This window comes from Bacillus alkalisoli (assembly GCF_002797415.1).
In the GTDB taxonomy this organism is placed as follows: Bacteria; Bacillota; Bacilli; order Bacillales; family Bacillaceae_I; genus Bacillus_CD; species Bacillus_CD alkalisoli.
In genome coordinates this window covers 2,161,851-2,184,879 of sequence record NZ_KZ454944.1, presented here as the reverse complement: position 1 = coordinate 2,184,879, position 23,029 = coordinate 2,161,851, and the positions used below count along the sequence as shown (strand labels likewise).

Genomic DNA, 23,029 nt, shown 5'->3' with positions numbered 1-23,029 from the left:
GTTCCCTCCTTACTTTTACTCTTATTTTATCACTAATTGGGGAAAATTAAATATGAATGTTGTTAAAATTAACAGTATAATCCTGGACTTAAATGGTTCCTGTTGTATTACTAGATTTTAATTTATGATAAAAATGAAAAAAGTAGTAGAGGGTTTAATCACCATTCTACTACCTATAATTTATTTAAGGGAATTTAAACATCAAGTTCAAAATCTGTGGATGGTTCACTATTATACACTTCTTTATCTAGCTCATTTGTTACTTTACTTGTAAGAACACCGGCTGTCATACTTCCACTAACATTCACAGCTGTTCTCCCCATATCAATTAAAGGTTCAATGGAGATTAATAAACCAGCTAAAACAATCGGCAAATCTAAAGCAGATAATACAAGAATTGCGGCGAATGTTGCTCCTCCCCCTACTCCTGCTACACCGAATGAACTAATAGCAACAATGACAACTAACATAAACAAAAACGATGGAGTTAGTGGATTTATTCCGACAGTAGGTGCAATCATAACAGCTAGCATTGCCGGATAAATACCCGCACAACCATTTTGGCCTATAGACAATCCAAATGAACCCGCAAAGTTAGCAATTCCACCAGGAACACCTAACTCTTTTGTTTGCGCTTTTATATTCAATGGCAAAGTACCTGCACTTGTTCTGGATGTAAATGCAAAAGTTAATACAGGTAGTGTTTTCTTCACATAAGTTATTGGATTTAAACCAGCAAGAGCAATTAAAAGTAAATGAATTCCAAACATAATTAGTAATGCGACGTAGGAAGCAACGACAAATTTGCCGAGCTTTCCGATTGCGGCATAATCACTTGTAGCGGTGACCCGCGTCATTAACGCAAATACCCCATATGGTGTTAAACGTAAAACTAACGTTACAATTCTCATTATTATAGAATAAAATGTATCAACAATTCGTGCGAAAAAATCAGCATGTTCTTCGTTCTTTCTACGTACTCCTAAATATGCGAAACCGACAAACGCAGCAAAAATAACGACGGCAATGGTTGATGTGGAGCGGGCTCCAGTGAAGTCTAAAAATACGTTAGATGGAATTAAGTCTAACATTTGTTGTGGAAAGCTTTTATTTACAACGTCCCCTGCACGCTGCTCCATTTGCTCTCCTCTAGCCAATTCCCTGTCACCTTGTTCGATTTGAATGGCTTCTAAGTCAAAAGCAACGGTCGTACCAACACCAACAATCGCAGCTATTGCTGTTGTTCCTATTAATATCCCTATAATGAGTACACTAATTTTCCCGATATTCGTTTTTAGTTTAAGCTTTGTAAATGCGGCGATAATACTAATAAAAATTAATGGCATAACGATCATTTGTAACAGACGAACATATCCAACCCCAACAAGGTTATACCATTGAATAGAGTCTGCTAAGACTTCAGAACTCGCACCGTATATAAACTGTAAAATAAGACCAAATACAACCCCTAAACCTAAAGCTGTAAAAACCCTTTTGGAGAAAGATACATGTCTTCTTTGCATGTAAAACAATCCATAAATAAGTAATGCAAAAAATAATATGTTTACTAGTAATAAAACAAAATCCATACTATTCCCCTCCTTTTTACTGGATAAGCGCTACTCCTTACTACTGTATGATTTATATAACCTGTACCATTCTAACTAGAAAGAATTAAAAAATCGCAACTGAATGAATCTAGTTGCGATTTTTTATATTTTGTGCGGGGCCTATTCTTCTACTCTCTTTTTTGTTGGATCACAATTTGGTGTAGTTTGCCCAGTTGATTGTGCTAATTTCATTAAATAATAGCACTCTTCTCTTGCCATATGATCAGCCATTATGGCGGAAAATGTCCCTAATAATTTATCTGACAGTTCTAATTCTTTAATTTCATGTAAGAAGATTTTAAATAATTCTATTTCCACTTTCACTTGATCGTTCATTCTTTCTAATGCTGGGAAACTTTCTACGTTTGCTCGTAAGTAGCCAGCTAATTCAACGGCTTTAATATAAAAATCTTTAAACTTATCGACAAACTCAATCGATTTCCCTTTCACTTTTTGTTCGACCATATCAACACTATCATTTATTCCTTGCGCGTGACCGGCAGCATCTAAAAGCCAGACTAAATGGTGATGTAATTCGTGGAAAACTGGAGGACTTTCCCCTTTTTCTAAGTATTGTAAAACGTTCATATATTCGTCTAGTTCGTTTACCATATGATTAATAAATGTTGGTGGTAAGTGTATGGTAATATCGCTTGTTAGATGTTTTCTAATGATGGATAATTTCAACTCACGAAATTTTTCGGTTAATTCACGTGCAGCTTTAAGATGTTGTTTAACATTACTTGAAGTAATATTGTTACTTCTTTCGTACCATTTATCATATTCTTCCTTAAAGTAATTAGCTTGCTTTAGCTCTTCTTTTTCCTCTGCTGCTAAAGTATCAAGAAAAAAACGAGCATGATCCCCAAAAACTTGCATCCAAAATCGTTGTTCAAATTTCACATCATCCAAATAACTCAAACCATCTCCCCCTACCTATTTCAACTGCACCACTCTAACTATATTCCGATTTATAACAACAATATTACAGGTGCCTGGCACATGTAATATTGTTGTAATAAAAAAGGTTAAAAAAGGAAGTTGCCCTTTTTTAACCTTTTTCTATATCGTATTTCCATTCGAGCATGCCGCCTTGCATGTGGGAGATATTTTTAAATCCGTTAGCAACTAATAGTTCACTAGCTTGAGCTGAACGATTTCCGCTTCGACATACTATTAAATATTTTTCGTTCTTATCTAGTTCCCCTAGTCTACTTTCGAGCTCTTGTAAAGGAATTAAGATGGAACCAGGAATGTGACCTTCATTATATTCTTGTGGAGTTCTTACATCTAATATTACCATCTCTTTGTTTTTATATATTTCATATGCTTCTTCGATCGTTACTTCAGAATATTCTTGTGCATTTTCATTAACATTTGCTGAACAACCAATTATTAAAAAGGAAGACAAACTAATTAAACATAACAAAACGAACTTCTTCACTGGGTATTCCTCCTAACTTCTTTTAGTACATGGGCAATTAGCTAAACTATAACTATTAATTTTAAAGCCTTTTTTTCTTAAGTATCTTATTCCGATATTTTTCTCGAGATGATCATCTGCTACAACGTGAATGGACTTAGTAGGAATAGTTTTATAGTACCTTTGTAAATATCCATATGGAATGTTTATTGCACCTTCTATAGGATTTTTCGTAGCTTCTTGATAATCTCTAATATCTAAAATATAATCTGACTCTAGTTTAGCTCGCACTAGTTCTATACAAGTTGCCTTTAAGACTGGTATATATCGTTTGTAAACATATATAATAATCGCCATTGCTATTAAAATAATAAATAACATACAATCTCCTCATTTCCAAATTAGCTACAATTTAATTATATACCCCTATGCGTATGTAATCAACTAAGAAGAATTTTCATTCTTTTGAGTACCTTTCACAATGTATGACTAATAAACGAAAAATGAATTATATCCTATTTCTAGCGTATGAGTGCTTTTTATTTATGCACATACTTTATGTGGAAATTAACAATTCATTTTTTAATAAACGAACCCAAAAAATTAAATTAATTCTTATTAAAAAATAAGACAACCATTTTCAAGTACAAGCATACATTCTCTATAAGGAATAAAAAACGATAGGGGGATGAACATGAATTTTGTCATTATTAAAGGCAAGTGGTTATTATTAGGGGTTTTAGCATTCGTGATTGCATTCGGTGGCTGGTATGTAGTAAATAAAGGTCCTATACCCACAACAGGTAAACTAGCTCAAACAGATGAATATGTTGTACAAATGATCGTTGGTGAGTTTAAAACAAAAACAGAAGATGGCCGTGAAATAGAGGCATACCGATTTGACCCAGGTACAATTGTTGTTCCGAAAGGTCAAGAAGTAACACTGAAAATCTTCGGTGTAAACGGTGCGGAACATCCATTTGTTATTGAAGGAACAAACATTTCAGGTACTGTAAAAAAAGGCGAAGAAACGGTTATCAAAACAACTTTTACGAAACCAGGAGTATATAGAATTATTTGTACAACTCATTTACACGGTGACCACGTGCCTATGATTGGATATATTCATGTTCATTAAGAAATATAAAATAAAAGCTAGGTGACCTTGTGGTTTCATCTAGCTTTTTACTTTCCATTGTTCTTCAAAATACTCTACTTTGAAAATCATCTACTTTTCTCTTCTTTCTCTTTCTATTCACTTCTACCTTCATTTTATGGTATAATTTCAAATTGACATGTATATTGGAGGAATTAATAAATGATTACAGTAACTAACGTAAGTTTACGCTTTGCTGATAGAAAGCTTTTTGAAGATGTAAATATTAAGTTTACACCAGGAAACTGCTACGGATTAATCGGTGCTAATGGCGCTGGTAAATCTACATTCCTGAAAATATTATCTGGAGAAATTGAATCTCAAACTGGTAATGTTTCTATGAACCCAGGTGAGCGTCTTGCCATATTAAAACAAAACCATTTCGAGTACGAAGAACATGAAGTGTTAAAAACAGTTATTATGGGTCACTCTCGCCTTTATGAAGTAATGCAAGAAAAAGATGCTATTTATATGAAAGAAGATTTTTCAGACGAAGATGGCATGCGTGCTGCGGAACTTGAAGGTGAATTTGCTGAACTTAACGGTTGGGAAGCAGAACCAGAAGCAGCGATTCTATTAAAAGGACTTGGTATTTCGGAAGATTTACACACGAAAAAAATGGCAGACCTTACTGGTGGAGAAAAAGTAAAAGTACTTTTAGCACAAGCTTTATTCGGTAAGCCAGATGTATTACTTCTGGATGAGCCTACCAATCACCTTGATATAAAAGCAATTCAATGGTTAGAAGAGTTCTTAATTAACTTTGAAAACACTGTAATTGTTGTATCCCATGACCGTCACTTCTTAAACAAAGTATGTACACATATTGCGGACTTAGACTTCAGTAAGATTCAGGTTTATGTAGGAAACTATGATTTCTGGTATGAGTCTAGCCAACTTGCATCTAAATTAGCACAAAATGAAAACAACAAAAAAGAAGAGAAAATTAAAGAACTTCAAGCGTTTATTGCGAGATTTAGTGCAAATGCTTCTAAATCAAAGCAAGCAACTTCACGTAAAAAATTACTAGATAAAATTACATTAGATGACATTAGGCCATCTTCACGTAAATACCCTTACGTTCACTTTACACCAGAGCGTGAAATAGGAAATGACCTACTTCGTGTTGAAGGGTTAACGAAAACAATCGACGGAGAAGTTGTTTTAAATAACATTAGCTTTACAATGAACAAAGATGACAAAATTGCATTAGTAGGAAGCAATGAGATTGCTAACTCTACCCTATTAAAAATCTTAATGGGTGAAATGGAAGCAGATAGCGGTTCATTCAGATGGGGTGTAACAACATCTCAAAGCTACTTCCCGAGAGATAATGCTAAGTTCTTTGAAAACTCAGAGTTAAACCTTGTTGATTGGTTACGCCAATACTCTCCACAAGATGAAACAGAAAGCTTCTTACGTGGATTCTTAGGAAGAATGCTTTTCTCTGGTGAAGAAGTTAAGAAAAAATCGAGCGTACTTTCCGGAGGAGAAAAAGTTCGTTGTATGTTATCTAAAATGATGTTAAGTGGAGCAAATGTATTATTATTAGATGATCCTACAAACCACTTAGACCTAGAATCTATTACAGCCCTAAATAATGGACTAATTAATTTTAAAGGTGCTATGATATTTACATCTCATGACCATCAATTCGTTCAAACAATTGCAAACCGAGTGATGGAAATTACGCCAAAAGGTCTTGTAGATAAGCAAATGTCTTATGATGAGTATTTAGAAAATAGTACAGTACAACAACAATTAGCTGAAATGTATGCAAAATAAGTTCCATACCCCTCAAATTTGAGGGGTTTTTTGTTCTAATAGTATTTTTTTACAAAAATATACGCTTTCTGCGTTACAATCTGAGTAGGATAAGCTATTATAAGATTATGACTTTTTATACGTTAGAGGTGAGTTTATGCCACAAACAAAGTGGTTTCGTGTTGGCTATGCTATAATAATCATTTTAGTAATTATCTATTTATCAACGTTAGTGAGCTTTATCTTTACACCGCTTTCTGTAATGATTAAAACATTATTCGCACCGATTGTGTTAGCTGGTGTACTGTACTATCTGCTTCGTCCATTAGTAAACTTAGCATCTAAATACATACCTAGAGGCATTTCCATCCTTTTAATTTACTTAGTATTTATTGGATTTATCACTGGCTTATTGTTCTTGATTGGCCCTCCATTACAAAAGCAGGTAAATAGTTTAGTTGAAAATACCCCTGCTATTGTAAATGAAATCCGTGATATGATGATTGAACTACAACAAAACGAATATGTTGCGAGATTCCAACAAGATGAAAGGTTTTCGATTGAAGAACTCTCCGCTCGTATTGCTGAAAATTTAAATGACTACTTAGCAAAATTAGGCTCAAACATTGTGAATGTTATTGGAGCTATAACAGGATTTGTCATATTGTTAGTATTAATACCGTTTGTTCTTTTTTATATGCTGAAAGACGGAGAACGATTACCAGAACAAGTTATTAGGTATATACCAAGTGCGCATGAAGAAGAAGGTCGAAATGTATTACGCGATATGGATGTTGCATTAAGTTCTTATATTCAAGGACAGATTATTGTAAGTGCCTGTGTTGGTATTCTCATTTACATTGGATTTTTGATTATCGGACTTGAATACTCTCTCGTACTAGCTTTAATCGCTATGTTTACGAATGTTATCCCATTTATTGGGCCTTTTATCGGGACAATTCCAAGTGTTATAGTAGGGTTCTTGCACTCCCCTTTAATGGCGCTATGGGTATTACTTGTAGTAGTGATTGTCCAACAAGTAGAAAGTAACTTAATCTCACCACAAGTTATGGGGAAAAAATTGGATGTTCATCCATTAACCATTATCTTGCTTCTTTTAGTAGCAAGTAGATTTGCTGGTTTACTCGGCTTATTATTAGCCGTCCCTACTTACGCAGTATCAAAAGTAATAGTTATTCATACGATTCGCTTTATTAAATTAAGAAAAGTATCAAGAGAAACGAAAATCGAAGTTTAAATGTCTTCTGTATATACTTTTTCAGAAAGTTTTTTATAAAATAAAATGATCATAGTGCCGGTTGAGTGGCCGGCTCCTGCGGGGGAGAGCAGTTTGGTGAGACCCCGCAGAGCCTTTGGGCTCGAGGGGAGGCTTCACCGCCTCCCCCGCGGAAAGCGGCTACTCAACCGGCACGATTTTTATATTGTAAATGAGGTACTCAAGAAGGTTCTTGAGAACCCCCTTATTACATTTAATATTGTTTAAATTCCAAAAAAAAGTTATGATTATTTTATTAGTTTAGTCTGCTAAATCAATGATTAATTACGGTGCGTTTAGTGAAAAATGAATTGTTTTTCCGAAAAAAATTTGGTGTTTGTTTAGTGATTTGTTTGTTAGTGGTTACAGTTTAAGGATTCATTTTTCGTTTAGTATTCATACAATATCGTACGGACTTTGCTAAAATGTAAAAGCGAGAGGGTAATTTTATGGCTAAAACACATACGTTTTCTAAAGGAGAAGAAATTGCAAACTCTATCACACATGGGATTGGAATATTACTAAGTATAGCGGCACTTGTATTATTAATTGTATTCTCTGCACTTAATGGCACAACACTTCACTTAATTTCATTTATCGTATATGGTGTGACAATGGTTATGCTTTATACGTCGTCCACCCTTTTGCATGCTCTACCTAAAGGAAAAGCGAAGAATGTTTTTGAAGTGTTAGACCATTCCTCCATATATTTTTTTATTGCTGGAAGTTACACTCCATTAACTTTAATAGTATTAGAAGGTACGTTAGGTTGGGTACTTTTTGGCGTAGTTTGGGGCTTAGCTATTGCGGGTACTGTATTTAAAGCTTTTTTTGTAAAAAGGTTTCTTTTTACATCCACTATCCTATATGTATTAATGGGATGGCTAGCAGTGTTTGGTTGGAACGAATTTACTTCCAAAATAGAGCCAACAGGTATTGCCTTTTTAGTAATTGGTGGAATAGCGTATAGCTTTGGGGCAATTTTTTATATATGGAGAGGATTCAAATACCACCATGCTGTTTGGCATATGTTTGTTTTAGCAGGATCTGTTTTTCATTTCTTCTTCATGCTTTTTTATATCTTACCTTACTCATAAAACAAAGTGGGACAAAAGAGTCCCACTTTTTATTTTTGTCTTAACTCGTAGCCTTTTTGTTCAAAAACGAATTGCATTCCCTGCTTAAATGATTGGAAAGTCTTCACCTTTATTGTTAAGCCTTTCGTAATGAACTGAATGACTATATTTTCTTTTAAACCAACAAATATAGCTTCTGAGCCCATGATTCGAAGTGCACAAGCAATTTGATCTAAGTGATACACAACCGTATCATCTACTTCTTCCTGAATACCTGTAAAGTCAAAAAGAACATACTCTGCTTGTCTTTTAGCACATTCTACTAAAATGGCATCTTTTGTATGTTGTATTCTATCTTCAGTTACAATTCCTGTTAGTGCAACCAGAATGGCACAGTCCATTGTCGTCTCGATAATCGGTGTATATAAACTTTGTAAGGCTTTCGTATTTCCTTGAATAATATCTTCAAACTCAGTTACATCTTTCCAAGTAAGAATGTATCCGACATGTGTTCCTTCCTTATTTACAATAGCATCGACATAAATGTTGGCAGAAAATCTGTTAAACAATTTAATATGAGCCTCATACGGTAGTTGTCCCTCTTCTAAAATTCGTCGTTGCTTTTCTCCATGAAAACGTGATAAGTTCATTCCGATGAACTTATCTGGATTATGTATATGAACACTAGGACCAACTCTTTTTAATAAATGATGAGCAGATTTATTGAACCAACATATGTTGAAGGCTGTGTCAGCAACAATGATACTTTCTCCTACTGTATTTAAAATTGTGGGAATTTCTATTAAATCAAATACTTCGCATAAATGGTTCAACTGTTTCACATCTCCTTTTATCCGAACAATATTGTTCTATTTTTCTATTTTATCTTACTTTCTCCTTCCTTTATAGCAAAATGTATTTAAATTGTCGAAATAGGAAATAGGACTTAATTTTAATAGAGTTTATTTTAATATAGGTTTTGTTAAAAGTTCGTTGTTGATTTCCATGCAAGGCTTCTCTTTCCGCGGGCGGTAAAAAGTAGGAAGGTTATTTTCACTGTCGTGAAAAAACCTACTCCTCGGCGTGGGGTCTCCCGCTCCCCGCTTCTCCCGCAGGAGTCTACAACATGCGCTCCAATCAACAGCAAGATTGTAGTAAAAATCAACATTAATCTTTAACACAGCCTATATAAAAAACAAGACTTAATAAAGTCTTGTTTAAGCATTTTTGAAGTATTCTTTATAGTAGCCGCCAATCTGACCGAAGTTATCAATAATAAAATAAAATTCTTCTGTTTCGTTTTTCACTTCATATTTCTTGCCTTCTGTTAACACATTACGTACTAAATATTTTTTTGCATTTGTATGTACACAAACTACTTCTTTGACTGTTTTGTTATCTTTCCATGTTTGATGAATCATTGTGTTGCCTCCTAAAATGTTGTTGTATTAATAATAGCCTAATTCACTGTTTCTATCTAGTCTTCCTCTTTAAAATGTATCACTATTTGAACAAACTTACATATTTTAATTGGAGGCGGTGGTTTAGATGAATGAGTACGCAAATCTTTTAGCTTTACTAGGAATTGGTGGAGCACATCCTGGAGGTATAGAATTAACAAAAAGGTTGATTGAGGATTGTAATATTCATATAGAAGACAATATTTTAGAAGTTGGTTGTGGTACTGGCCAAACAACTACTTATTTAATAATGGCTGGTTTTGATGTAACACCAATCGATTATCATCCTTTAATGATAGAAAAAGCAAATAAGCGGTTTAGAGAGCTCAATTTGAAATGCAAAGCAATCCAAAAAGATATTCATGAACCAATTTTACTCGATAAGATGTTTGACGTAATTATAGCTGAGTCTGTTCTTTCTTTCACGAAACTTACGAAATCAATTCCACAACTTAAATGCCTGTTAAAGGAAAAGGGCAAACTGATTGCAGTCGAAATGACGAAAACGAAAAGTTTAAGTGAAGATCTTGAAAAGGAAATAAAATCTTTTTATCAATTGCCTCAACTTTTAACAGAACAAGATTGGAAAGATTCTTTCGAAGCAAACGGATTACAAGTAAAAATAACAGAATTAAATTTAACTGACCTACCTATTAGCGAACCGGAGTTACACCCATCTGAACATATCGAAGAGAGATACTTTCAAATACTCACCAAACACGAAGAACTAGTATACAAAACAAAAAACACCTTAAAAGCCAGCATTATCGTAGCTAATAAAAAGTAATTTCTAGCCTCTTCTAAATAAGAGGCCTTTTAATATTGAGGAGAAATATTCCATTTTCTTGTTACATAGTGTCATTTTATGGTTGAACTTACTAAATAACTGTGATTAATAACCAAAAACTTCAAGTATTAGTCTGTACTGGTAACATTTTAGTAATGAATTAGATGTATATTCTTGTTACGGTTGTTAAAGAGTGTTTCAACAGTTGCTACAACCTACTATTCGAAGGAGGAATTTACTAATGAAAAAACTAATTACAGGAACGATTATTGCAGCATCATTATTTTTAACTACTGCATTTAGTGCGAGTGCATCAACATATACAGTGAAATCTGGAGACTCTTTATGGACAATAGGTAAAACGTACGGTGTATCAGTAAATGATTTGAAAGCTACTAATAATATTAGTAACCACTTAATTTTCCCTGGTGAGACTTTACAATTACCAAAAGCTGTATCTGCCGACGAAAAAGAATTGTTAGCAAGATTAGTACATGCAGAGGCAAAAGGTGAGCCTTATGCTGGTAAAGTGGCTGTGGCAACAGTCGTATTAAATCGCGTTCAACATGAGAACTTCCCTAACTCTATTAAAGGTGTTATTAATGAAACTACTCCTGGTGGCATTTATCAATTTACACCAGTACAAAATGGTCAGATTAATGAAAGTGCTGACCATGAAGCAATGAAAGCTGTTGAAGAAGCTATTGCATTCCAAGGTCAAGGTAGAAATTCTTTATTCTTCTTTAACCCTGCAAAAACGAATGACCAATGGATTCGTACTCGAACAGTAACAACGACAATTGGTAATCATGTATTTGCAAAATAATGCAGTTCAAAAAAGCTGACTCGGATGAGTCAGCTTTTTTTATAATTTTTTATAGTTTTTATGGTTGACTACTGTTCGAATCGGCTCGCCAGTATTGACATTTTTCCCGATTTCCACAATAACAGAACTATCTCTGACGATAAAAACCTTACCCTTAGCACCTTTTTTGCTACCTGTTTTAATTATAATCATATCACCGACATCTGCTGCGTTTGGTGCTTTCTTTTCAATATCTATTTCTGTTTCTTTTTCAATTTCTTTTTCTGTATCCATTCCTACAACTCCTTACAAAATACGCGAATTTGCCTTTCACTATCATATACAATTTTCTTATAAAATATCCACTAATAAGCCTTGCTTTATAAAAAGAAAATTTCTTACACCTTTAACTTAGTGTGTTCACAAGGTGGTGTTTTCCACTTATCAACTAACTTTCTGTATCTTTTCCATTGATTTACTCACTCATTATCGCATAAGTAAGCATGTATTGTTTAAAAATAGAAGTATCTTTGAAGAAAGAGGTGAAGGTAATGAAGATTAAAGGACTATTGGCTTCTGGCTTAGCTTTAGCTACACTTGTAGGATGTGGTAATGTAGGGCAATATGATGCACAACGCGCTAATCCAAATGATGCTTTAGACGTTAATTATAATCAGATGGATCAGTACAACCGTCAAGGTGGTGTTGGTGAAACAACTATTAACGCACCTAGAAGAATGCGTGATACATTCACAAGAGAAACAAGACCTAGACGAGAAGAAGGTTTTTTAGGACGTAATGTAAGAGATCGAAATGAAAGATTTTTTGGCGAACGAAATGTTAGAAACAACACAGGTAACAATGGCATGTTTGGTCAACGAAACGTACGAAATACACAACAACAAGAACCAAGAATGGTTGTTGCCGATAAAGCAACAGACCGCGTAACAGATTTAGCTGAAGTAAGAACTGCTAATGTAATCGTAACGAATCGTAATGCTTATGTTGCTGCTGTATTAGATGATGGTCACTCTGGTCAATTAACACGAGATGTTGAAAATAAAATCGAAAAAGCAGTTAAACAAGCAGACCCAGATATAAATAACGTGTTTGTATCTGTGAATCCTGACTTTGTAGATCGTATGGGGAACTATTCAAACGATATTCAAACAGGTCGACCTGTAACAGGTTTTATGGACGAATTTATGGAAACAGTTCGTCGTGTATTCCCTACAAATGCTACGAATAACCGTCGATAATTCACAAAGAAGACTTGGCTGTATTTAAGCCAAGTCTCTTCTCTATTCTTCATATAAAATTTTATCAGCTATATTTTCAGCAGTATTTGCATGAAAAATTCTCAATTCTTTCAACATTTCATTTGTTACATTTTCTATTTGCTCTTTTGAATAACCTAGTCTCTCCATTGCGATGGTTGTATACGCTAAAGCTTGTCCAGTGTCCATAGAAAATCCCCTTTCCTTTTGTTATCAGTTTTACACAATTTCTGTAATTTTATTGATAGGAAAGGAAAAGTAATCTATTTAGTTCTTTCGGCTAGTCCGATTACGAGCTTCTAAAAGTTTAGATTTTAGTTCATTCTCCATCGTAACAAGTTCTTTTTCCACTTGGAAACGCTTTTCTCTTCCCTCTTCTTGAATCTTTAAAGTTTCTTCTAACGTCTCAATTAAATTTTCCTGCGTCTTTTTCAATGTTTCAACGTCTACAAGTCCACGTTCGTTTTCTTTCGCAGCTGCAATCGTGTTTTGTTTTAACATTTCTGAGTTTCTTAAAAGTAATTCGTTCGTTGTTTCTGACACATTTTTTTGCGTATCTACTGCTTTCTTTTGGTTATAAAGTGAAACTGCAATTACTAATTGATTCTTCCATAATGGAATAGCAGTTAATATAGAAGAATGAATACGCTCTACTAACGTTTGGTTTGTATGTTGGATTAATCGTATTTGTGGAGCCATTTGTAACGTAATTTGTCTACTTATTTTCAAGTCATGGGTCCTTTTTTGTAATCTGTCGGCAAACTGTAACATATCCGCCACAGCTTGAGCATCCATTTGATCATTTGTTTCTTTTGCTTTTTTTTCTAAAGAAGGAATGATCTCCGCGTGTATTTCTTCTAATTTGTGTTCAGCCGCAGCAATATAAATGTTAATTGCCTGAAAATATTCTTTGTTTTTGTCATAAAGTGACTCTAACATAATGTTGTCTCTTTGTAGTACTTTTTTAAAGCTTTCTAGTTGATCGGAGATTTTATCAATTTCAAAACCTATTTTTCGATATTTCGTAAATAGTTGGTTTACTGAATTATTTATATTACCAAAGAACTTCCCTAACAATCCTTTCTTTTTTGATTCTAGCTCCCCAGGTTTTACTTCTTTAATTTTTGTCATCAAGTCGGTAATTACTTCTCCTACTGGGCCAGCATCTTTTGTTTGAATATGAGATAACATAGAGTTAGAAAATGTGGAGAGTTCTGATTGAGCTACAATACCATATTGTGAAATGGCTTGTGTATCTTCTGGATTAATTTGTTTGGCAATTTCTAATGCTTTTCTTTTATATTCTTCTGGTAACGTATCAAACAGCTTTTCAGTTTTTTCAGTTGTTGCTTCTTTCTCTACTTCTTGAATTTCATTCGTTGTAGTTTGTAAAGGATTGGAAAAAGGGTTGCTTAACAAATCATTTAACGTATCTTCTTTTAGTTGTTGCTTTAATTTATTATCATTGGACATCTTATAATCCTCCTATTACTTCTTCAGCATGTCTTTGTTAATAAGATCTAAAGACTTTGTTTGTTTTAGTAAAGTTAGTTCTGTTTTTAAGTTTGTTACATCTCCAGAAACGATATTTAATAATTCCGTTTCCATACTACGCTCTAAATCTTTTAATGCTTGTTCACTTTCTCTTATGGAAGAAGAGATTTCATGATTTCTTACCGGGTGACTGATCAAGTTAACATAGTTCTCTGTAATAATTGTTGCTGTTTCTAATTGGTTTTTCATAAAGTTTTGGGCGTTCTTATACTTTAATGGTTCTTTTTCTACCATTTTAATAACACGGGAAGACATCCGATATATTTTGTTGATCGATTGGAAAACGAAAATGGACCGCACTTTAAAACGTGCACTACTAATTTTTTTGACATTTGCTTTTGCATTTTTTGCTTGTAGTAATATATATTTTTTCTCTTTTCGAGCTATTTTTTCTAATTCGTCATTCGGTAGCAATTTCCTCTTTATTAATAAAAAAGTACCGGTAAATAAAAGTACGGATAAAATGGAAGAAAACATAAATGTTATTTCTGTTGATAAAGTTGTTATGATAAGAAAAATAAATGCTATATTAAAAGCAATAATAAAACTGGCTGCTTTTCGAATCGCTCTTTGCAACGGAAATCACTCTCCTTTCTATATATATACATTCACTAAATTACTAATTAACATAACTTATATTATATACGTATATCTTCATTATAAGTTTCAAAAAAAATGCGGTCAAACGAATTGTTGTTAACATCCGTTTGACCACTTTTTTATGCGCCAGTTTTTGTCTCAGCATGTATGGATACTTGATTTGTATTTTTAAAAAGCTTTACTGCATATATAGCGATTAACGTTAACGATAAAGATCCGAAAAGTAACGCCATCATTTTCAGTCCAATTGTATCTAAAAATAACCCTGTGCCTAATAACACAACTTGGAACAATACACGGTCTAACATATTACGGAAAGAAAAGAATCTTCCATGATACTCTTTTGGAATTTTAGTTTGGAATAATGTAACCGCAATTGGAAAGAAGCAACCTACTGCAAGACCGAACACTCCAAAAGAAATTAATGACATAACCATTATGTCAGCGAAAAATAAAGATAAATGTGCAAATGCAATGATAGTTGCAAAGATAAACATTAATGGAACCATATTCTTATCGTTAGAAATCTTTTTAACAGCCAGTGCTCCTATCATGAAGCATATTCCTTCTACAGTATAAATGAAGCTTTTTATAGATTGACTATCTTGCAATTCACTTATATTAATAACCATTAAATTAAATCCGCCAATAAACAAGAACGGAACTAATGCTAAGATTAACGCAGTTAAAACAAGAGGTGTTTCTTTTAATAAGGGAATGACTTCTTTAAAACTACCACTCTTCTTATCTTTTCCTTTATTAGAAGTATATTCATCCTCAAAATCCAGGAAAAAGGTAAATATTAGTAATAAACCGTAAGCAATAAATGAAGCTAAATATAGTGATTGTAAAGTCATGATAAGTAGCATAGCTCCTGCTAATGCAGTACCGATAATACGAGCAATCGTTGAAATATTCATGTGTATTCCATTCATTTCTAGAAGGTCCTTCTCTGCTACTATTCTAGGAATGACAGATTGTAGTGCAGGGAAATAAAAAGCTGCTGAAATTTGGATAAATATCATAAACAAGATCATGTAGATTATGGATTCAAAATGAATGGCTAAAAACATAAAACAGACACTAAACATTCTTAAAATCCCGGAATAAATCATAATTTTCTTTTTACTATTAGAGTCTATTAATCTTCCAGCTAGTGGACCGACTAAAACACCTGCTAAAAGGCCAATAAAAAGTATCATTGCTTTAAAGAAATCCGATGGAATTTGCGCTTGCATAAATTCTAGATTCCCAATAATTCCTGTCCATAAGCCAATACCTGCAATGAATTCACCGCTTAATATAATCCAAACGTTCTTATTCTTCCACACGGCTAAAAGCCCCAATCTGTATGTAGTATTAATATATGTTTTAAATATAGCACGGCAGAAACAATTTCGCCACACGAAGCTTTTGTCCACCTAATTTTTATGTAAACTTTTAACGTAAATGAAAAGACTACGCCAATTAGACGTAGTCTTTTGAAAAAAGTTACTGAATTAACTCAATTTCTTTCTTCGTTCCATCTTTTAATGTAAATTCAAGTTCGAACTTAGAGAAATCTCTAGGAATTTTAAATACATTCAAAATTTCTTCCATTATATCTTGATCAGATTGATCAGCATTCAGATTTAATTGTCCCAACAAAGGAGCTAATTCTTCGTATGCCTCATCGCCCTTTAACTTTCTGCCTGAAATATCATCTTCTATTTCAGCTTCACCATTGCCTTCACTTTCATACTCTGCTTCATATTTTACATTTGATTCATACTCTACTTCTAACTCAAATTTAGAAAAGTCATGTTGTTCATCTAAATCTTTATTAATAATACCTCGGTCTGTTGTATCTGGAGTTTCTTCTTCTTCAGTAGCGGGTGGTGCCTCTTCATTTGGTGTTGCGTTTTCATTGCCAGGTTCTGCTGGTGCAGATAGATTGTTGTTATCTGTACCACAGCCTACTAAGAAAAGGGACACTAGAAAAATGGAAAGAATAGAAATGACAAATTGTATGCGGATTTTCATGATTTTTCCTCCTAATTGAGTGAGTTTCATAATGTACAATTACTAAACGAAAAACGAATATTAAACCAATTGTTTAATATAAATAACGTTTTATATCGAACGTTATTTAATTATAATAAACTGAGCATTCGTTTTTCACTAAACGAAAAGTAATTATGAAATTGATTCTAAAAGTATTATTACGTTTCCCAACTTTTATTATTTATACCCATTCAATTTAAGTTGAAACTAAAAAAAGGAGTTGAGACAAAAAGCCAATGAAGTTTAACTTGCCGTAGAAAGTAGTTGAAGTTGAACTTCATGTGACCTATGAAGTTCATCTGGCCAAAAATATTTATCGTAGTTGAACTTCATAAGGCCGATGAAGTTCATCTGACCAAAAAAATTACCGTAGTTGAAATTCATAAGGATGATGAAGTTCATCTGGCCAAAAAGTTTTATCGTACCTGAACTTCATGAGGCCAATGAAGTTCATCTGGCCAACAAAATTTATCGTAGTTGAACTTCATAAGGCCGATAAAGTTCATCTGACCAAAAAAAATTTTTGTAGATGAACTTCATAAGGCTGATGACGTTCATCTGGCCAACAAAATTTATCGTAGTTGAACTTCATAAGGTCGATAAAGTTCATCTGGCTAAAAGAATTGTTGAAGAAGTAAAACTTCATCCACATTTCGTAGGTATAAAGGGCTTGGATAAAACTCGGTTAATTTATATGGAAGAAGCCCCTAGATTAAAATTTTTGATCTTTGGGGCCACTTCTCAACTATTTTTCGCTTTTCCTCTAGTTTTGTTCCAGCCTCTAACGTGCTATAAGCTTTTTAATAGTAATTTTTTCAGTAAAGGAAATAAAACATTTGGAAGTTCCTCGATGTTTGGGACAAGTATACTATATTTACCGTACATGTTTTGAATTGTTTTCAGTTGGCTTTCTTCTATTTCTCCATTTGATAAAAAGACGTTGATTACTTCTATACCGTGTTTTCTTGCTTCCATAACTGCTTCATGTGTATCTACAATACCATTCTGTTCATAGTTCATGGCTGCAGGTTCGCCATCTGAGAAAACGAGTAGGAATTTTTGTTTCTCTGAACGAAGTTGCAATCGTTTAGACATATGTCTAATAGCGTATCCATCTCGATTATCTTCCTCTGGCTCTAACTGCAATATTTCCGGTCCAGTAGAGAGCTTTCGTGCTGATTGAAAATCAATGACCGTTTTAAAATAATTTGGTTGACTAGTTTCTGTCGCATCATTCGTATCTTCCCAAAATCCTACTACTTCATGTGGCACTTGAACAGATTTTAAAGCTTCATGAAACAATGTGATACCGTGTTTCGTTTGCTCCATTTTATCATGCATGGAAGCAGAACAATCGACAAGTAAAGTGAAAACTGCATCTATTTCGATTGTTGGCTCATCTTTTTTATAAAACAATCTTGGTGATTCGTCCGTAAACCAAGGCATCAACTTTTTACTTAGTCGTCCGAAATGTAAATTTCCACGTGGAGCGATTTTTTTATGTTCCAACGTTTTTTGAATTAGCTGTTTTAATTTTTTTTGATAAGGTGCAATCACTTGTTTATATTGTTCGTATTCGATTTTTTCTTCCATCTTTACTTGGTTAGGCTTTTGAAACACAGGAAAAGCATGTTTATTTTCTTTTCCGAAAGCGTTTTCTTTGCCTCCTTTTTGATCAGAATCATTTAACACTTCTAAAACTTCCATTTTGGAAAAGTCATTTCGTTTCGTTGGCTTTGTTTTTCCTTGAACAAAACCAAGCGCCTGATCGCCATCTTCTCCTTCTCTAACACCTTCGCCCATTAAATCTGTTTTAGTCCCTTGCTCTAAATCAAATTGCAAGAAACTTTGGGTGTTTGTTTCTGACTCTCGATGCCAGGTTGGAAGTTTATCTTCGTGCGTATCTTCCTCCCCTTTTTTCGTGTTGTCTTTCACATCATCATTCTTAAGGCCATCTTTTCGTTTTAGGTCATCAAAAGTTAGGCCATCTTTTGTATCAGCCAGTTCTGTAAAATCTGGCAGAAGGAAATATAAATTTAGCATGTCTTTCTCAAGTAGATCTTCTAGTACATCTAAAATATTTTCGCATAGTTTTTTTATTTCTCTCGTGCTTTTTGCTTCATAGGCCTTTTCTGCTTCTTTACGTATATAAGGTAAAGCTAAATCCAAAGGTTTATTTATGCTAATTACTTCCTCTAAAGGATCATTTGTCGTTAATAATATATACAACTGGTTATATAATGCATCTGTATGGATTCCCCGATCCATATTAACTTTAAGTTGGCTTTTAAAATATTTTCGATATTCACGTCTTCTTATTTCAAATGATTCTGTTGTGCCCGGTCGTTCACTTTTTACTAATTCTTCTAGACGAATATCTTCTAGTAAACTAAAAAGTTGACGAGCAAAGCTTGTGTATGGTGCGTTCTTTATAGATTTCAAATATTTATCAATAATAGTAAAGTCCGTATACTTAACACTACCAACACTTCTAAGGTAAACATCGCTCTTTAAACCATGTAATTTCTCTTTGAGAGGATGGTTGTCCCAGAATAAACTGATGAACAATTGTTTTTCATAAGGATTATAGTAAGATTTAAATGCATACTCCACTTGCAACTCTTCTACTTTTGATAAAGAGCATGATAGGTCGGTTAGCTCCATAAATAGAAAGGAATCAATTTTTTTGTCGTTAAAGACAATTGGTCTCATTTGAAATCCCTCAATTAAATAACGTTGTTGCAATATTTACTACAGCAGCACGTTCTCTTTCATCTTCTAGCTTATCTACAATTCCTCGTTGAATCGCACGTAATGGTGGTAGGTATATGGTTAAGTCACATGTATCTAGTAGTGCTCTTATTGATGCGGCTTCTTCTGATAAGGAACCACTTTTTACTAAAGATATTAAGTCGCTAGAAAAGGTAACATATTTACTCACTAGCTTTTCATCGGATAAGCTAGATTGTGTTAATAGAACGTGTTTAAGTGTGTCCCCTTGTATATATGGCACTTCTAAAACAACGAAGCGGTTCTTTAACGCCTCATTTAATGGAACTGTCCCTACATAGCCTTCATTTATTGCAGCAATTACGCCGAAGCCTTCTTTTGCCTTAACTACTTCTCCTGTAAATGGATTCGTGATGGTCTTTCGGTAATCTAAAACACCATTTAAAATAGGTAACGTTTCTGGTTTAGCCATGTTTATCTCATCAATGTATAATAGATGTCCCTTTTTCATGGCTTCTATTACTGGTCCAGAGATAAATTCAATGGTAGCTTTACCATCTACATGTTGGATTGTTTTATACCCAAGCAAGCTCTCCGCATCTAGATCTACCGAACAGTTTACGCTGTGCATTGGTTGGTGATAGATGGCGGATAATGTTTCCGCTAGTTTTGTTTTTCCTGACCCTGTTGGGCCTTTTAGTAGGACATTTTTACCGAGTGATAAAGAGATAATGGAATCGAATAATAATGTATTGTCTTCTGCAGTGTATCCGCCTGTTCCAATAAGTGAAGCGTATGATTCTATTAAGTCTTTTGATTTGTTACTGTTTATTTTATTTTGAACTTCCTGTGGCAGGTTTAATTCTATTGTCATGAGAATACCTCTTTCTAAAGTCTTATTGTAATTAAGTTATGTAAAACAGTAGTTTTTGAAACATAGGGTATAAAAAGTTGATTTCAGCTGCAGGTGTTCGCTTTCCGCGGGCGGTCGCAGGAGCCTCCTCGGCGCTATTGGCGCCTGTGGGGTCTCCTTTGACACGCTTTCCCGCAGGAGTCTCACACCTGCAGCTGAAATCAACTAGAACTTCGTTAAAACACCATTACTATATTTTTAGTGTTCGAGGTATGGACATCTTTGTTAACATCTAGTGTCATTGTTTATAAAGTCTATCCAGCTGTTGATTGTAGCACAAGTCGGAGACTCATGCGTGAGAAGCGTGGAGCGGGAGACCCCAAAGGGGAAGTCGAGGAGACTCCCGGCCCGCCCGTGGAGAGCGAAGGCTTGTGCTACAATCAACATCGTTATAAAACATATAATGAAAAAAAGCTGCTGACATGTATAGTCAAGCAGCTTTTTATTATAGCAGTAAAAGAGATTTTCTTGAAGTGATAAGGATTACATTTGTTCTGTTTGGACTTGTTCTTTTCTACTTTGTATACCGGATACTATCCATCCACCGATCGCAAGTGTCAATAACACGAACCAGAAAAATCCTTTCCAAATCGGATGTTCTGGTACGTAATGTGGAATAACGTGTATGCTTGGGTGAGCAAGTGTGAAAACGGCTAACTTTACTCCTACCCAACCAACAATTAAATAAGCTACTGTTTCTAATGTGGGTCTTTCGTTTAAAATCTTCACAAATGCAGTTGCTGCAAAACGCATAATGACAACGCCAACGAACCCACCAAAGAAGATAACGAGGAATTGCCCGCCATCTAATCCACCAATCATGGGTAAGTTTGTTTTCGGTAAAGTCATCGCAAGAGCAATTGCTGCTAAAATAGAGTCTACAGCAAAAGCGATATCTGCTAATTCAACTTTTAAAACAGTAACCCAAAAACCTGACTTCTTTCCGCCTTCTCTAGTTGCAGCTGCTTCATCTGCTCGAAACATAATATATTTGCGCCACATGTGGTTTAATGCGATAAATAATAAGTACAATGCACCGATAGCTTGAACTTGCCATACGTTAACTAAGAACGAAATCGCAAATAACGAACCGAGACGGAAAACAAAGGCACCAGCTAATCCGTAAAACAGTGCTCTTTTACGTAAATCTTCTGGTAAATGTTTAACCATGATAGCCATTACTAACGCGTTATCTGCGGCTAAAATTCCTTCTAATACAATTAGGACTAGTAATACCCAACCATATTCTAATAAAATGCCAACTTCCATAATCTATTTCTCTCCTCCTGTTTTTACCCATAAAAAAAACCTTTACCAAGCATTCTCGGTAAAGGTTAAAACATAAAAAAGACCTTCACCTAGAACTCGCTCGTTCAGGCAAAGGTCTTGCTAACAACAGAATTAGTTGCCAATAAAGCCGGTGTCTGCAGTACAGTCACGTCATGACGACTTTATCGTTTTCATAGCTACTCCCCTTTGATTGGGTGTATGTAATTGATAGCTTTATTTTAGTTAGGAATGTGTTTGTTGTCAACACATATTTTGAGATTACTAGATTGTTTTTTTAAGATAGGCAATTCCATCGGGATGAATGCCAACTTCTATCGTGTTCTCTACCTTTAATGTACTCATGTTAATAACTGATATGTCGTTCGTTTTGTTATTTGCTACATATGCAAAGCTCCCTGTTTCATTAAAAACAGTTCCACCTGGCCATACACCTACACGAATTCTTTTCACTTCCCACGGTCTTACGTTGCCTTTTAAATTATGCTCTGTCTCAATAATAGACAAGTCTCCAGATTCACGATTCGGAATTAATGCATATTTTCCATCAGGAGAAAATACTAGTCTTACAGGAACTCGTCCAAGGCGACGTTTATGCTTTAATTCGTAAGTATCAGTATCGATCACAAATAATGTGTCTTCTTCTTGATTTGCTACATATAAGTCTTTTCCATTAGGGTGTACTGCTACGCCTTCTGGACCTTTTCCAACTGGAATGTGTGTAATGATTTCCTCTTTCTTTGTATCGATTATAGTCACGTTATGGCTACCGATATTAGGAACATATACTTTTTCGTTAGTTGGTGAGAAAGAAATCATATGAGAATATTTTTGATGTGTTGGAAAAACACTTTCTATCTCATCTGTTTCGGTATTGATGACAAATATTTTTTCACTATATGTAGATGCCATAAATAATTTATTACCGTCATTTGTAATTCCTAAGCCATGTGGGAATTGAAAATCTGGGTGCTCTAATACTTTGATGATTTCAAACGTACTATTGTCCATAATGTTCATTTTGTTTCCTAAAGAGCATGTTATGTATGTCTTCTTTCCGTCAGGTGTGACGACTAATTCATGTGGATTGTAATCTGTTTCTACCGTTTTCACTATCTTTTCATTTGCTAGGTCAACAATGGATATTGTATCTTCATCTTTATTTAGTACAATTAAAAATTCGTTACTCATTTGAATGAAACATCCTTTCGTTATTCGAAATATATGTTAACTATACCATATTATTAGAATGGTTTGAATTATTAGTT

23 protein-coding genes are annotated in these 23,029 nt (G+C 34.2%); 7 read left to right on the top strand and 16 right to left on the bottom strand.

Annotated elements, in window-relative coordinates:
- Positions 1-194 precede the first annotated feature (194 nt).
- The 4 genes from CDZ89_RS10850 to CDZ89_RS10835 all read right to left on the bottom strand — a co-directional run bounded on the left by CDZ89_RS10850 (position 195) and on the right by CDZ89_RS10835 (position 3,414).
- Positions 195-1,589: an L-cystine transporter gene (locus CDZ89_RS10850; RefSeq protein ID WP_096154468.1), complete on the bottom strand. Its 1,395-nt coding sequence runs from the start codon at positions 1,587-1,589 to the stop codon at positions 195-197.
- Positions 1,590-1,730: 141 nt separating this feature from the next.
- Positions 1,731-2,531: a DUF2935 domain-containing protein gene (locus CDZ89_RS10845; RefSeq protein WP_227521495.1), complete on the bottom strand. Its 801-nt coding sequence runs from the start codon at positions 2,529-2,531 to the stop codon at positions 1,731-1,733.
- A 130-nt stretch (positions 2,532-2,661) separates the two neighbouring features.
- Complete coding sequence (locus CDZ89_RS10840) at positions 2,662-3,054, bottom strand: rhodanese-like domain-containing protein (protein ID WP_100333692.1); 393 nt, start codon at positions 3,052-3,054, stop codon at positions 2,662-2,664.
- A 12-nt stretch (positions 3,055-3,066) separates the two neighbouring features.
- Positions 3,067-3,414: a rhodanese-like domain-containing protein gene (locus tag CDZ89_RS10835; RefSeq protein ID WP_096154466.1), complete on the bottom strand. Its 348-nt coding sequence runs from the start codon at positions 3,412-3,414 to the stop codon at positions 3,067-3,069.
- Between the two features lie 313 nt (positions 3,415-3,727).
- Between CDZ89_RS10835 and CDZ89_RS10830 the strand changes: the two genes are divergently transcribed.
- The 4 genes from CDZ89_RS10830 (at position 3,728) to trhA (ending at position 8,326) form a co-directional block, all read left to right on the top strand.
- Positions 3,728-4,171: a cupredoxin domain-containing protein gene (locus CDZ89_RS10830; protein WP_096154465.1), complete on the top strand. Its 444-nt coding sequence runs from the start codon at positions 3,728-3,730 to the stop codon at positions 4,169-4,171.
- A gap of 180 nt (positions 4,172-4,351) precedes the next feature.
- Positions 4,352-5,974: an ABC-F family ATP-binding cassette domain-containing protein gene (locus CDZ89_RS10825; protein WP_096154464.1), complete on the top strand. Its 1,623-nt coding sequence runs from the start codon at positions 4,352-4,354 to the stop codon at positions 5,972-5,974.
- Between the two features lie 136 nt (positions 5,975-6,110).
- Complete coding sequence (locus tag CDZ89_RS10820; protein WP_096154463.1) at positions 6,111-7,211, top strand: AI-2E family transporter; 1,101 nt, start codon at positions 6,111-6,113, stop codon at positions 7,209-7,211.
- A gap of 467 nt (positions 7,212-7,678) precedes the next feature.
- On the top strand, positions 7,679-8,326 hold the full coding sequence (gene trhA / locus CDZ89_RS10815) for a PAQR family membrane homeostasis protein TrhA (protein ID WP_096154462.1): 648 nt from the start codon (positions 7,679-7,681) through the stop codon (positions 8,324-8,326).
- A 29-nt stretch (positions 8,327-8,355) separates the two neighbouring features.
- On the opposite strand, the gene CDZ89_RS10810 is transcribed toward trhA, so the two are convergent.
- Both CDZ89_RS10810 and CDZ89_RS10805 read right to left on the bottom strand, forming a co-directional pair.
- The gene (locus tag CDZ89_RS10810; RefSeq protein WP_100333691.1) at positions 8,356-9,138 is read right to left on the bottom strand and encodes a hypothetical protein; all 783 of its coding nucleotides are present in this window, start codon (positions 9,136-9,138) and stop codon (positions 8,356-8,358) included.
- 384 nt (positions 9,139-9,522) lie between these two features.
- Entirely contained in the window at positions 9,523-9,726 is a 204-nt protein-coding gene (locus tag CDZ89_RS10805; RefSeq protein ID WP_096154460.1) for a DUF6501 family protein, read from the bottom strand.
- A gap of 127 nt (positions 9,727-9,853) precedes the next feature.
- Here CDZ89_RS10805 and CDZ89_RS10800 point away from each other — a divergent pair, with 127 nt between their 5' ends.
- Positions 9,854-10,552: a class I SAM-dependent methyltransferase gene (locus CDZ89_RS10800; protein WP_096154459.1), complete on the top strand. Its 699-nt coding sequence runs from the start codon at positions 9,854-9,856 to the stop codon at positions 10,550-10,552.
- Positions 10,553-10,793: 241 nt separating this feature from the next.
- Positions 10,794-11,378, top strand: coding sequence for a cell wall hydrolase (locus tag CDZ89_RS10795; RefSeq protein ID WP_096154458.1), 585 nt, complete (start codon positions 10,794-10,796; stop codon positions 11,376-11,378).
- 39 nt (positions 11,379-11,417) lie between these two features.
- On the opposite strand, the gene CDZ89_RS10790 is transcribed toward CDZ89_RS10795, so the two are convergent.
- The gene (locus tag CDZ89_RS10790) at positions 11,418-11,651 is read right to left on the bottom strand and encodes a DUF2187 family protein (protein ID WP_096154457.1); all 234 of its coding nucleotides are present in this window, start codon (positions 11,649-11,651) and stop codon (positions 11,418-11,420) included.
- 257 nt (positions 11,652-11,908) lie between these two features.
- Between CDZ89_RS10790 and CDZ89_RS10785 the strand changes: the two genes are divergently transcribed.
- On the top strand, positions 11,909-12,616 hold the full coding sequence (locus CDZ89_RS10785) for a YhcN/YlaJ family sporulation lipoprotein (protein ID WP_096154456.1): 708 nt from the start codon (positions 11,909-11,911) through the stop codon (positions 12,614-12,616).
- A gap of 42 nt (positions 12,617-12,658) precedes the next feature.
- Here CDZ89_RS10785 and CDZ89_RS19685 read toward each other — a convergent pair whose 3' ends face one another.
- The 9 genes from CDZ89_RS19685 to CDZ89_RS10740 form a co-directional block, all read right to left on the bottom strand.
- Positions 12,659-12,823 carry a hypothetical protein gene (locus tag CDZ89_RS19685; protein ID WP_157842723.1) on the bottom strand — a complete coding sequence of 55 codons (165 nt, stop codon included), beginning with the start codon at positions 12,821-12,823 and terminating at the stop codon, positions 12,659-12,661.
- A 78-nt stretch (positions 12,824-12,901) separates the two neighbouring features.
- Positions 12,902-14,107, bottom strand: coding sequence for a toxic anion resistance protein (locus tag CDZ89_RS10780; protein WP_096154455.1), 1,206 nt, complete (start codon positions 14,105-14,107; stop codon positions 12,902-12,904).
- A 15-nt stretch (positions 14,108-14,122) separates the two neighbouring features.
- Positions 14,123-14,764 carry a 5-bromo-4-chloroindolyl phosphate hydrolysis family protein gene (locus CDZ89_RS10775; protein ID WP_096154454.1) on the bottom strand — a complete coding sequence of 214 codons (642 nt, stop codon included), beginning with the start codon at positions 14,762-14,764 and terminating at the stop codon, positions 14,123-14,125.
- A 143-nt stretch (positions 14,765-14,907) separates the two neighbouring features.
- Positions 14,908-16,119 (bottom strand): MFS transporter, encoded by a 1,212-nt coding sequence (locus tag CDZ89_RS10770; RefSeq protein ID WP_096154453.1) that lies wholly within the window; start codon positions 16,117-16,119, stop codon positions 14,908-14,910.
- 160 nt (positions 16,120-16,279) lie between these two features.
- Positions 16,280-16,810, bottom strand: a complete 531-nt coding sequence (locus CDZ89_RS10765) for a YusW family protein (protein WP_157842722.1) — start codon at positions 16,808-16,810, stop codon at positions 16,280-16,282.
- 810 nt (positions 16,811-17,620) lie between these two features.
- Complete coding sequence (locus CDZ89_RS10760) at positions 17,621-19,543, bottom strand: vWA domain-containing protein (protein WP_100333689.1); 1,923 nt, start codon at positions 19,541-19,543, stop codon at positions 17,621-17,623.
- Positions 19,544-19,553: 10 nt separating this feature from the next.
- Positions 19,554-20,435 (bottom strand): ATP-binding protein, encoded by an 882-nt coding sequence (locus tag CDZ89_RS10755; RefSeq protein WP_096154450.1) that lies wholly within the window; start codon positions 20,433-20,435, stop codon positions 19,554-19,556.
- Positions 20,436-20,957: 522 nt separating this feature from the next.
- Positions 20,958-21,743 (bottom strand): TerC family protein, encoded by a 786-nt coding sequence (locus tag CDZ89_RS10745; protein ID WP_096154448.1) that lies wholly within the window; start codon positions 21,741-21,743, stop codon positions 20,958-20,960.
- A 282-nt stretch (positions 21,744-22,025) separates the two neighbouring features.
- Positions 22,026-22,952: a YncE family protein gene (locus CDZ89_RS10740; protein ID WP_096154447.1), complete on the bottom strand. Its 927-nt coding sequence runs from the start codon at positions 22,950-22,952 to the stop codon at positions 22,026-22,028.
- Between the last annotated feature and the right edge of the window lie 77 nt (positions 22,953-23,029).